Raw genomic sequence first — 12,330 nt, 5'->3', positions numbered from 1 at the left:
GGCCATCGTGCTGACGGGCCGTCGGTTCGTCAAGGTGGCCTGCGCGGATGCGAAAATCGCACCCATGGACGAGATGCGTGCGCGTGAGGTGCTGACGGCCGCCGGTTTCTCCGGCGCGGCGGAGCTGCTGGCGCTGGGCGAGAACGCGGTCTTCGCGGCCGACGGTCTGGTGGTGAAGGTCGGACGGGACGCCACCGGCCACCCGGAGCTGGCGGCCCGGGCGGAGCGGGAGGTCGCCGTCGCGGAGTGGCTCGCCGCGTCGGGCGTTCCGGCGGTACGGGTCGCCGAGCACGGGATGCGCCTGGTGGAGGGCCACCCGGTGACGGTCTGGCACCGCCTGCCCGACCCCGTACGCCCCACCGAGCCGCGCGACCTGGCGCCCCTGCTCTCCCGGGTGCACGCGCTCCCGGCCCCGGCGGACTTCACGCTCCCGCGCCGCGAACTGCTCGGCGGGGTGGAGCGCTGGCTGACCCTGGCGGGCGACACGATCGACCCGGACGACGCCGACTACCTCCGCGGCCGCCGCGACGGCTTCGCGGCCGCGGCCGCCGCCCTGACCCCGCACCTGCCGCCGGGCCCGATCCACGGCGACGCGCTCCCCCGCAACGTCCATGTCGGCCCCGAGGGCCCGGTCCTGGTCGACCTGGAGACCTTCTCCACGGACCTGCGGGAACACGACCTGGTCGTCCTCGCCCTCTCCCGCGACCGCTACGGCCTCGACCCCGCGGCCTACGACGCGTTCACGGCCGCGTACGGCTGGGACGTCCGGGAGTGGGACGGCTGCGCGGTCCTGCGCGGCGCCCGCGAGACGGCCAGCTGCGCCTGGGTCGCCCAGCACGCCCCGGCCAACCCGAAGGCACTCACCGAATTCCGCCGCAGGGTGGCGTCGCTGCGCGAGGGGGACCCCGAGGTCCGCTGGTACCCCTTCTGAAGGGGCAGGGGCAGGGCAGATGCATCTGCGACCGGCCGCGTTCGCGGAGCGTAGGTTGGACCCCATGGGACTCTTCGACAAGCTGACCGGGACCAGGCACCCCGAGGCCGGGGTGGTGCCACGACCGGCCGGAGAGCTGCGGACGGCCCTGCTCGGCCTCAACGGGCCGGATGTCCCCTACCTCATCAGCGACGGCGCGGCGCACGGCGCCGATCTGGTGGCGGAGTGGCGGATCGCCGAGCCCGCCTGGCAGCCCTTCTTCATCGCGTCCCAGCTGACGCGCGCCATCCGGATCCGGATGCGGCTGGCCGAGGACGTCCCCGAGGTGCGTGCCGTCGAGGAGAGTTGGGAAGTCACCCGCGTCGGCAATCCTCCGCGGCTGAGGACCTCGGCGACGTACACCCGCGGCGGGGGCAGGACCGTCTCGCGCCAGTACACCCTCCAGCGGGGCAGGAGCGGCCGCCTCGAAGCGACCGAGTCGTTCAGCTTCGACAGCGCACAGCTGACGGACCCCCTGCGGAACACCACCCTCGATGCGGGCTGGACCTGGCGCGGAGTGATCTTCGGCAAGCTCTGAGGCCCGGCTACGGCCCCCGACGGCTACGCCCCCTGCCGGCTCCACCCCCTGCCGGCTGGACCCCCTGTTGGCTGCACCCCCGCCCGGTCACCTGCTCCGCGGGATCACCGGCCAGGCCTGCTCCACCACCGCCGTCGGGTTCGCCGTGCGGCGGAGGTAGGCCTGGAGCGAGGCGGACTGTTCGGCGGCCGCGCGGACCTGGAGGGCGTGGAGTTCGGCCGGGGGCAGGGTGCTGACCGGGCGGTGGCGCTCGCCCATCCGGCGGACCACCCGGACCGCCGCCACCGCGTCGGCGGTCGCGTCATGGGCGTCGGAGAGGGTCACGCCGTAGTGCTCGCACAGGGCTTGGAGGGCGCGCTTGCCCTTGCGGTACTTGTCGACGTGCTTGTCGATCACCAGGGGGTCGATGACGGGCGAGGGCACGCCGCCGATCCGCTGCTCGACGGAGTCCAGTCCGTACCGCCCGCATTCGCGGTCCAGGAGCGAGAGGTCGTAGCGCGCGTTCATCACCACCAGCGGCACCCCCGAGCGCAGCACCTCGGCGACCGCGTGGGCGATCTCCGCCACGGCCGAGGCCGCCCGGGCGCCGTGCTTGCGGGCGTGGTCCGTGCCGATGCCGTGGATCGCGGAGGCCTGCTCGGGTATCGCCACCCCCGGGTCGAGCAGCCAGGTCCGCTGCTCGGCGACCGTCCCGTCCGGCTCCAGCCGGACCAGTGCGGCGGTGACGATCCGGTCGGTCTCGACGTCGGTCCCCGTCGTCTCCAGGTCGAAGCCGACCAGTGGTCCCTGATGCCAGCTCATCCCGATACCTCCTTCGTGGTGCTCCCCCGTGGTGCTTCCCCCGAGTGATGAACACCTTCGCACGCAGCACTGACAGCGACGCGGGACGGGGTGTCAGCAGGAGGGCCTCACGACACCGGGCGTGAGTCCGTCCAGACCGACTCGAACTCCTCCCGGTACGTCTCGAAGAGGCCGCCCTCGCTGTCCTGCCCCGCCCGCACCACTGTCCGTCGCCCCCCGCCGCGCAGCACCAGCACCGGCGCCTCCATGCCCCGGGCGCGCCGCAGATAGGGCTGGACGACGCCCACCGCGTCCGCCCCGTCGCCGTCCACCAGGTACGCGGTGAAGCGCGGGGTCTCGTCGAAGACCTGGATCTCGAAGGCGCCCGGGTCGCGGAGCTTGGAGCGGACCCGGCGCATGTGGAGGATGTTCATCTCCACCGAGCGGCTCAGCTCGCCCTTCTTGAGGCCCAGTTCCCGCTCCCGGCGCTTCACCGCGCTGCTGGCCGGGTTGATGAAGAGCAGCCGGACCCGGCACCCCGACTCGGCGAGCCGGACCAGTCGGCGGCCGGAGAAGTTCTGGACGAGCAGGTTGAGGCCTATGCCGATGGCGTCCAGCCGCCGCGCCCCGCCGAACAGGTCCTCGGCCGGCAGCTGGCGCTGGAGCCGGACCCGGTCGGGGTGGACGGAGACCACGTCCGCGTACCGGTCGCCGACCAGCTCCTCCACCGCGTCCACCGGCAGCCGGTCGGCGGAGGGCACGGAGGCTCCGCTGCCGAGGATGTCCAGGAGCCGGGCCGAGGCCCGCTCCGCCTGGGCGAGCACCGCCTCGTTCAGCGCGCGGTTGCGGGAGACGACGTTGCGGGTCACCTCCAGCTCGTCGAGGGCCAGCTCGACGTCCCGCCGGTCGTCGAAGTACGGCTCGAAGCACGGCCAGTGCTGGACCATCAGCTCCCGCAGCTGCGGGAGCGTGAGGAAGCTGAGGACGTTGTCGTCGGCCGGGTCCAGCAGATAGCCCTTGCGGCGCGACACCTCGCGTACGGCGACGGCCCGCTGCACCCACTCCTGCCCGGCCGGTCCGGCCGCGGCCACCACCCAGTCGTCGCCGTGCACCGGCTCGTAGATCGGCCGGAGCACCGCGGCGACGACCGCGCGCAGTCTCTGTTCGACCAGATTCAGCCAGATATAGGCGCGCCCGGCCCGCTGCGCCCGGGTCCGTACCTCGCTCCAGGCCTCGGCACCCCAGTCCAGCTCGGCGCCGATCTCCATGGGCTGCGCAAGGGACACCGCCCCGGGCGGCGCATCGGTCGATTCCCCCTCGTGACCTGCGTCACCTGGGGGTAGCTCGAACCCTCCCGAGCTCACCCGCGTACCGCCTTCCACTCCCCCACCCAACGATCAAGGAAGGGTACTCCGGGAGCGGGATCCGGTGCAGCCCGATGGCCGGGCCGGTTTCTCAACTCCCGTTTCGCGGCGGCCTGTTCCTTGCGGCGAGATCGGGTGGAGTGAGGGGATTCATAATGATTAGGCACCCCGACGAAGGCCGCGATCCGGACGCCGTCCGGCCGGGCGCGGCCGTAATCCCGTCCGGGGCGGCACCCTGGTGTCCGAAGTTGACCGGTGCGGCCGGGAGCGGGCGACGGGACCCGGCCGCACCGCGTGACGTACTAGGTGCGCGCCCCGTTTTCGGGGAAGATTCGGGGAGTAACGGGCCGAGGAAAGCCACCGCACCCGGATCAGAAGTGGAAGAGTCTCATCTATGCAGGTCTGGCCGGGACACGCTTATCCCCTCGGCGCCACCTATGACGGCGCCGGCACCAACTTCGCGGTCTTCTCGGAGGCCGCCCACCGGATCGAGTTGTGCCTGTTGCACGACGACGGTTCAGAAACGGCGGTGGAGCTCCGCGAGACCGACGCCTTCGTGCGCCACGCGTACCTGCCCGGCATCATGCCGGGTCAGCGGTACGGCTTTAGGGTGCACGGGCCCTACGAACCGCAGAACGGGCAGCGGTGCAACTCCGCGAAGCTGCTGCTCGACCCGTACGCCCGTGCGGTCTCCGGGAAGATCGAGTGGGGCGAGTCGGTGTACGGCTACCCCTTCGGGAAGCCCGACGCCCGCAACGACCTCGACTCGGCGCCGCACACCATGAGCTCCGTCGTGGTCAACCCGTACTTCGACTGGGGCGACGACCGCCGCCCCCGTACGGACTACCACCGCACCGTGATCTACGAGGCCCATGTCAAGGGCCTGACGATGCTCCATCCGGGGCTCCCGCCCGAGCTGCGCGGTACGTACGCGGGGCTCGCGCACCCGGAGGTCATCGCCCACCTCACCGAACTGGGCGTCACCGCGATCGAACTGATGCCCGTCCACCAGTTCGTCCAGGACCACCGCCTGGCGGACATGGGGCTCGCCAATTACTGGGGCTACAACACCATCGGCTTCTTCGCCCCGCACAACACCTACGCCTCCTGGGGCGACCGGGGCGAGCAGGTGCTGGAGTTCAAGCAGGCGGTGAAGGCCCTGCACCAGGCGGGCATCGAGGTCATCCTCGACGTGGTCTACAACCACACCGCCGAGGGCAACCACCTGGGCCCCACCCTCTCCTTCCGCGGTCTCGACAACGCCTCCTACTACCGCCTGACCGACGATCAGCGGTACTACATGGACACCACCGGCACCGGGAACTCGCTGCTCATGCGGTCCCCGCACGTCCTCCAGATGATCATGGACTCGCTGCGGTACTGGGTGACCGAGATGCATGTGGACGGCTTCCGCTTCGACCTGGCGGCGACCCTCGCCCGCCAGTTCCACGAGGTGGACCGGCTCTCCTCGTTCTTCGACCTGGTCCAGCAGGACCCGGTGGTCAGCCAGGTGAAGCTGATCGCCGAACCGTGGGACGTCGGCGAGGGCGGCTACCAGGTGGGCAACTTCCCGCCTCTGTGGACCGAGTGGAACGGCAAGTACCGCGACACGGTCCGCGACCTGTGGCGGGGCGAGCCGCGCACGCTGGCGGAGTTCGCCGGGCGGCTGACGGGCTCGTCCGACCTCTACCAGGACGACGGACGCCGCCCGCTCGCCTCGATCAACTTCACCACCTGCCACGACGGCTTCACGCTGCACGACATGGTGTCGTACAACGACAAGCGGAACGACGCCAACGGCGAAGGCAACCGGGACGGCGAGAGCCACAACCGCTCCTGGAACTGCGGGGTGGAGGGAGAGACGGACGACCCCGAGGTCCTGGAGCTGCGGGGCCGGCAGATGCGGAACTTCATCGCCACGCTGATGCTGTCGCAGGGCGTGCCGATGCTGAGCCACGGGGACGAGTTCGCCCGGACGCAGAAGGGCAACAACAACGCCTACTGCCAGGACAACGAGCTCTCCTGGATCCACTGGCCCGACCCGGACGCCCCCGACGACGAGTTCCGGCGCAACCTGCTGGAGTTCACCCGCTCCATGGTGTGGCTCCGCCGCGACCACCCCGTCTTCCGGCGCCGCCGCTTCTTCCACGGGCGGCCGGTGGAGGGCACGCACGACGAGCTCTCCGACATCGCCTGGTTCACCCCGGAGGGCCAGGAGATGACCCAGCGGGACTGGCAGGCGGCCCACGCCAAGGCGATGACCGTGTTCCTCAACGGCCAGGCGATCTCCGAGCCCGGACCACGCGGGGAGCGGATCACCGACGACTCGTTCCTGCTGATGTTCAACGCGAGCGCCGAGACGCTGGAGTTCGCCGTCCCCGTGGACCACGGGGAGCAGTGGCAGGTCGTCGTGGACACCGCGCGGCCGGAGGGGGTGGATCCGGGGACGGGGCCGAAGGTGGCCGAGGGCGAACAGGTGACCCTGATCGGCCGCAGCCTCACCGTGCTGCGGCGTCCCGGCTGAAGCGTGCTGCAGTGTCGCGGCTGAAGCCCTGCCCACAGGATCGGCAAGGGTGAGCGTCCCGCCCGGGGTGACACAGTTCGCCCCGGGCGGGGTACGTAGAAGTGCATGACGCCCACCGCCACGTACCGGCTTCAGCTCCAGCCCGACTTCCCCTTCCCGGCGGCCGAGAAGGCGGTGCCGTACCTGGCCGCGCTCGGCGTCTCCCATCTGCACCTCTCACCCGTCCTGGAGGCCGTCCCCGGCTCCCGGCACGGTTACGACGTGGTCGACCACAGCCGCGTACGGGAGGAGCTGGGCGGTGAGGAGGGGCTGCGCAGCCTCGCCGCCACCGCCCGGGAGCACGGGCTCGGGCTGGTCCTCGACATCGTGCCGAACCACATGGCCGCCGTGCCCCGGCACAACCGGCAGCTCTGGGAGGTGCTCCGCGAGGGCCGGGCCTCGCCGTACGCCCGCTGGTTCGACATCGACTGGGCGGCGGGCGGCGACAAGGTGCTGCTGCCTGTGCTGGCCGGTCCGCTCGGCGGCGAGCTGGACGCGCTCACCGTGGACGTCGGCGCGGAGGTGCTGCGCTACGGCGAGCAGGAGTTCCCGCTGCGGGCGGGCACGGCGGACCTTCCGCTTCCGGAGCTGCTCGACGCCCAGCACTACCGGCTCGCCTGGTGGCGGCTGGCCCGCACCGAGCTGAACTACCGCCGCTTCTTCACCGTCTCCGAGCTGATCGGGGTCCGCGTCGAACACCCCGAGGTCTTCGACGCCACGCACGCCAAGGTCCTCGAACTCCTCCGCGACGGGGTGCTGGACGGATTGCGCATCGACCACCCGGACGGCCTCGCCGACCCGGCCGCCTACCTGCGGCGGCTGAACGAGGCCACCGGCGGCCGGTGGACGGTGGTGGAGAAGATCCTCACCGGCGACGAGCCCCTCCCGGCCGGCTGGGCGGTCGCCGGGACGACCGGGTACGACGCGCTGCACCGGATCGACGGGCTGTTCACCGACCCGGCGGGCGCGGCGGAGCTGCTCGGCCGCTACCGGGAGTTCGCAGGCCCGCCCGGCGACCGGGGCGGCTACTGGAAGGCGACCGTCCGCCGCGCCGCGTACCGCGTGGCCACCCACGAACTGGCCTCCGAGACGGCCTGGCTGACCCGGCTCGCCACCTCCATCTGCTCCGCCGACCCGGCCCTGCGCGATCACGCGCCCTGGGCGCTGCGGACGGCGATCCGGGAGCTGCTGGTACGGGTGCCGGTCTACCGGCCGTACGTCACGGCGGGCGTACCGCCGACCCGGATCGCGGAGGAGACCCTTCCGGACGACGCCGTACGGGACGCGAAGGCGGTGTTCTCCGTGCCGGAGGAGGCCGCCGCCGTGGACGTCGTACGGGACCTGGCGCTCGGGCGGCTGGGCGACGGGGAGGAACAGGTGTCCTTCTGCGCCCGGTTCGCGCAGACCGCGTCCGCGCTGCACGCCAAGTCGGTGGAGGACACCGCGTTCTACCGGTACGTGCCGCTGATCTCGGCGACCGAGGTGGGCGGGGACCCCGGGCAGCCGGCGGTGACGGTGGACGCCTTCCACGCGTTCGCCGCCCGGATCGCCCGGGACTGGCCCGCCACGGGCACGGTCCTGACCACGCACGACACCAAGCGCAGCGCCGATGTCCGGGCCCGGATCGCGGTCCTGTCGGAGTGTCCGGAGCGGTGGGCGGAGCTGGTGGCCGAGCTGACGGGCGCCACACCCGTGGCGGCGCCGGACCCGCAGCTGGCGTGGCAGGCCTGGCAGTCGAGTTACGGCTGCGCACCGCTGCCCGCCGAGGAACTGCCCGCCGAGGAACTGGGCGCCCGGCTGGAGCCCGCGCTGCTCAAGGCGGTGCGCGAGGCCGGGCTGTTCACGAGCTGGACGGAGCCGGATGCGGCGTACGAGAGGGCGGTGACGGACTTCGTGGCGGCGGGCCCGGGCAGCGCGTCCGGGGCGGCCCGGCGGCTGGTGACCGGCTTCGCGGAGTCGCTGGCCCCGCACGTACGGGCCAATGTGCTGGGGGCGGCGCTGGTGCAGCTGACGATGCCGGGGGTGCCGGACCTGTACCAGGGGACGGAGAGCGAGTATCTGGCCCTGGTCGACCCGGACAACCGGAGCCCGTTCCGGCGGCCGGAGGGGCCGGAGGAGGAGAAGCAGGTGGTGACGGCGGCGGCGCTGGGGCTGCGGCGGGAGCTGCCGGAGGTGTTCGGGGAGTCGGGGACGTACGTGCCGGTGGAGGCGCGGGGTGCGGCGGCCGGGCATGTGGTGGCGTTCTCCCGGTCCGGCGAGGTGGTGGTGGCGGTGACCAGGCTGTCGCTGCGGCTCGCGGAGGACGGGGGGTGGCGGGACACGGTGGTGGAGCTGCCGGACGGGGGGCCGTGGCGGGACGCTCTGAACCGAGAGGTGGGGCGGGAGTTCGCGGGGGGTGCGGTGGCGGCGGGCGAGCTGTTCGGGGAGCGGCCGGTGGCGCTGTTGCGGCGGGTGCGGGAGAAGAGCTGATCAGGACGGGCGTACGAGCAGGGTCCGCGGCCCCCGTGTGAGCACCCCGCTGGACGCCGGACGGAAACCGTCGGCCCAGCGGATGCCCGGCATCGCCGCCAGCAGGGCGCGCAGTCCGTGTTCGGCCTCCAGCCGGCCGAGCAGGGCGGCGGGGCAGCCGGCCGGGCCGGTGAGCAGCGGGTCGGCGTCGGCGCGCAGCGGGTCGAACCGGTCGGGGGCGGCGAACCGGGCCGGGTCGCGCCCCGCCGCGCCGATGAGGCAGGCGACGGGCGCCCCGGCGGGCAGCGTGCCGCCGCTGACGCGGACCTCGGTGCGGGTGCGGCGCAGCACGATCTGGACGGGCGGGTCACGGCGCAGCGTCTCCGTCCAGGCCCGGCCGAGCAGCATCCCGGTCCCGGCCTCCGCCCCTGGTCCCGCCCCTGGCCCTGCTCCGCCCGCCACGGCGGCCAGCAGGTCGGGGTCGTCCAGCATGTTCGCGAGGAACGAGGCGAGGGCCCGCTCCCGGAGGCCGGTGTGCCGGGCGCAGTCGGCGGTTCCGCCGCCGGTCCGGAACGGGGCGTTCAATTCCGGGGAGGAGAGCCCGGCGGGCAGCCACCGGCAGAACTCGGCGACCAGGTCGGCCTGGTCGCGCCCGGCTATCCGGCGGGCAAGGACGTAGGCGGCGCGCTCCACGGCGGAGGCGGTGGCCGGTGTGGAGCCGGGAACCGGGTCCGTGCCGCTGCCGGGCAGCGGCGTGCAGACCAGGCTGCCCCGGCAGAGCCCCAGCGGGGCGGGGACCGGGCCGCGCGGGGCGCCGTCGCGCGGGTAGCCGGTGAAGCGGGGGTCGGTGAGGGCCAGGGCCACATCCGCGTACCGGCTCAGCAGCCAGGCGCCGAGGCCCGGGTCGTAACCGAGCGGGAAGTCCGTGCGGAGGATCCGGTAGAGGCGCAGGCGGTACGGATCGGTCGAGGCGCCCGGCTCCAGCAGTCCCGGCTGCCCGCCCGCGAGCCGGTGCGGGCGGCGGGCGGCGGGCAGGGCCTCGGAGCGGTCGGCCGGCATCCCTCGTCGCCCCCTGCGGTCATGGCGTCGCCTGTCGACGCACCTGCCTCTCAGCGGACCACCGCCGGAGGCCCGGCGCAGTCGGCGTACGCCCGTTCGGGTGAAGGGTCGCCGGGGCGGAAGGGCCGGAAGGGCCGGAGAGGCCGCATCCCGGTGTCCGGGAGGGCGGTGATCAGTTCGGTGAAGGCCGCCGCCGCTCCGGTCAGGGGGACCCGGGAGAAGACGGCGAGGGCGCGCAGCCAGGGCGGGTCGACACTGAGGACCGCGCAGTCCTCGCCGAGGGCGCCGCGGACGGTGTGGGAGGGGGCGGTGGAGATGCCCACCCCCGCCGCGGCCATCCGGATCGCCGTCGACGTGTGCTCGGTCCACACCGCCGTACGGGGCTCGAAGCCCGCCGCGCCGCAGACGCCGTCGAGGAACGGGCGGCCGTCGATGACCGGTTCCATGGCGCACCGGACCCAGGGGCGGTCGGCGAGCTCGTGGAGACCGACCGAAGGGCGCCCGGCCAGCGGGTCGTCGAACGGGACGACGAGCACGATCTCCTCCTCCCCCACCGGGACGAGCGGCCCGCTCCACCGCTCGGGGACCGGCCCGAGGGCGAAGTCGGCGACGCCGCGTTCCACCTGGTCCTCCAGGACACCGGTGCCGGCGTACTCGTGGAGGACGAGGCGGACGCCCGGGTGGGCCCGGCGCCAGTGGGCGAAGACCTCGGGGAGGATGCCGACGGCCACGGAGTGCACGGTGGCGATGTGGAGTTCGCCGCCTTCCGCCCCGGCCGCGGCACGGGCCGCGCGGCGGGCCTGGGCGGCGCTGCGGACGGAGCGTTCGGCGTGCGGGAGGAAGGCGCGGCCCATCGGGGTGAGCAGGACACCGCGCGGCAGCCGTTCCAGCAGCTCGCCGCCGACCGTGCGTTCCAGCGCCTTGATCTGGTGGGAGAGGGCGGGCTGGGTGACATGGAGCTTCTCGGCGGCCCGGGTGAAGGAGGACTCCTCAACCACGGTGACGAAGTACTCCATCTGACGCAGGCTCATCGACCGCTCCCCCCCGAGGCCATGGACCACAGTCCATGAACGTTGTGCATGGACTCCACACGCATTCTGCCTTGGACGTATGGCGGCGGGCGGGCGGAGGGTGGAGTCATGACGCGGACGACGAGTACGGAACGGCTGACGGGCGCGGGGAACGCGACGGACGTCCTGGTGATCGGCGGCGGCACGGGTGGCTACTCCACGGCCCTGCGGGCGGCCGCCCTGGGCCTCGACGTGGTGCTCGCGGAAAGGGACTTGGTGGGCGGCACCTGTCTGCACCGCGGCTGCATCCCGAGCAAGGCGATGCTCCACGCGGCCGAGCTCGTGGACGGTATCGCGGAGGCCCGGGAGCGGTGGGGGGTGAAGGCGACGCTGGATGCGGTGGACTGGCCGTCGCTGGTGGCGACCCGGGACGACATCGTCTCCCGTAACCATCGCGGGGTGGAGGGCCACCTCGCGCAGGCCGGGGTGCGGGTCGTACGCGGCAGCGCCGAGCTGACGGGCCCGCGCTCCGCCCGGATCGAGGGGTACGGGGAGGTCGCCGCCGGCCGGGGTGTGGTGCTGGCGACCGGGTCGCGGCCCCGGATGCTACCGGGCCAAGTGGCGGACGGGCGGCGGGTGGTGACGAGCGACGACGCGCTGTACGCGCCGGGGCTGCCCGGCTCCGTGCTGGTGGTCGGCGGCGGGGCGATCGGCGTGGAGTACGCCTCGTTCCACCGGTCGATGGGGGCCGATGTCACGCTGGTGGAGGCCGCCGAGCGGCTCGTTCCGCTGGAGGACGTGGAGGTGTCGCGCCATCTGACGCGGGGGCTGAAGAAGCGCGGTATCCGGGTGGAGACGGGGGCCCGGCTGCTGGAGACGGCGGTGCTGGAGGACGGGGTGCGGGCCGTCGTGCGGATTGGGCGGGGCGAAACGGTCACGGTGGCGGCGGAGCGGCTGCTGGTCGCGGTCGGCCGGGAGCCGGTGACGGACGGGCTGGGCCTCGCGGCGACGGGGCTGGCCACGGACGGGCGGGGCCATGTGGTGCCGGCCGACTGGTCACGGCTGGAGACGGCGGTGCCGGGCGTCCACGTGGTGGGCGACCTATTGCCGCCGCCCTCCCTGGGGCTGGCCCACGCGTCGTTCGCCGAGGGGCTGTTGGTGGCGGAGACGCTGGCCGGGCTGCGTACGGCCCCGGTCGACTACGCCGCCGTCCCCCGGGTCACGTACTCCTCACCGCAGACCGCGGCGGTGGGCCTGACCGAGGCGCAGGCCCGGGACGCCGGGCACGACGTGGTGGTCAACACCCTGCCGCTGACCGCCGTCGCCAAGGGCATGGTGCACGGCCGGGGCGGCCTGGTGAAGGTGGTGGCCGAGCGGGCGGGGCGGGTGCTGGGCGTCCATCTGGTCGGCCCGCACGTCTCGGAGATGATCGCGGAGAGCCAGCTCGTGGTGGGCTGGGACGCCGAACCGGCGGACGTGGCCCACCACATCCACGCCCACCCGACGCTCTCGGAAGCGGTCGGCGAGGCCTTCCTGACGCTGGCCGGGCGCGGCCTGCACCAGCAGCACTGAGAGACGGGCCGCCCCAGCGGTACGGG

The 12,330-nt window shown here is 73.4% G+C and carries 9 protein-coding genes; 5 read left to right on the top strand and 4 right to left on the bottom strand.

Annotated features, from left to right (window positions below; all coding sequences use genetic code 11):
- Window positions 1–64: 64 nt before the first annotated feature.
- Window positions 65–931: a phosphotransferase enzyme family protein gene (locus IF17_RS0104385; RefSeq protein WP_030562334.1), complete on the top strand. Its 867-nt coding sequence runs from the start codon at window positions 65–67 to the stop codon at window positions 929–931.
- Between the two features lie 64 nt (window positions 932–995).
- On the top strand, window positions 996–1,508 hold the full coding sequence (locus IF17_RS0104380) for a hypothetical protein (RefSeq protein ID WP_030562333.1): 513 nt from the start codon (window positions 996–998) through the stop codon (window positions 1,506–1,508).
- Between the two features lie 87 nt (window positions 1,509–1,595).
- On the opposite strand, the gene IF17_RS0104375 is transcribed toward IF17_RS0104380, so the two are convergent.
- Window positions 1,596–2,309 carry a 3'-5' exonuclease gene (locus tag IF17_RS0104375; protein WP_030562332.1) on the bottom strand — a complete coding sequence of 238 codons (714 nt, stop codon included), beginning with the start codon at window positions 2,307–2,309 and terminating at the stop codon, window positions 1,596–1,598.
- A gap of 107 nt (window positions 2,310–2,416) precedes the next feature.
- The gene (locus tag IF17_RS0104370; RefSeq protein ID WP_030562331.1) at window positions 2,417–3,652 is read right to left on the bottom strand and encodes an SAV2148 family HEPN domain-containing protein; all 1,236 of its coding nucleotides are present in this window, start codon (window positions 3,650–3,652) and stop codon (window positions 2,417–2,419) included.
- Window positions 3,653–4,046: 394 nt separating this feature from the next.
- Between IF17_RS0104370 and glgX the strand changes: the two genes are divergently transcribed.
- Window positions 4,047–6,176, top strand: a complete 2,130-nt coding sequence (gene glgX / locus IF17_RS0104365) for a glycogen debranching protein GlgX (RefSeq protein ID WP_030562330.1) — start codon at window positions 4,047–4,049, stop codon at window positions 6,174–6,176.
- A 105-nt stretch (window positions 6,177–6,281) separates the two neighbouring features.
- Window positions 6,282–8,684, top strand: a complete 2,403-nt coding sequence (treY, locus tag IF17_RS0104360; protein WP_030562329.1) for a malto-oligosyltrehalose synthase — start codon at window positions 6,282–6,284, stop codon at window positions 8,682–8,684.
- On the opposite strand, the gene IF17_RS0104355 is transcribed toward treY, so the two are convergent.
- Both IF17_RS0104355 and IF17_RS0104350 read right to left on the bottom strand, forming a co-directional pair.
- On the bottom strand, window positions 8,685–9,722 hold the full coding sequence (locus IF17_RS0104355) for a cytochrome P450 (protein ID WP_030562328.1): 1,038 nt from the start codon (window positions 9,720–9,722) through the stop codon (window positions 8,685–8,687).
- 50 nt (window positions 9,723–9,772) lie between these two features.
- Entirely contained in the window at window positions 9,773–10,753 is a 981-nt protein-coding gene (locus IF17_RS0104350) for a LysR family transcriptional regulator (RefSeq protein WP_051883882.1), read from the bottom strand.
- A 108-nt stretch (window positions 10,754–10,861) separates the two neighbouring features.
- Here IF17_RS0104350 and lpdA point away from each other — a divergent pair, with 108 nt between their 5' ends.
- Entirely contained in the window at window positions 10,862–12,304 is a 1,443-nt protein-coding gene (gene lpdA, locus IF17_RS0104345) for a dihydrolipoyl dehydrogenase (RefSeq protein ID WP_030562324.1), read from the top strand.
- Window positions 12,305–12,330 lie beyond the last annotated feature (26 nt).

The organism is Streptomyces cyaneofuscatus, assembly GCF_000718135.1.
Lineage (GTDB): Bacteria > Actinomycetota > Actinomycetes > Streptomycetales > Streptomycetaceae > Streptomyces > Streptomyces cyaneofuscatus.
This window is presented reverse-complemented; position numbering and strand designations above follow the sequence as displayed.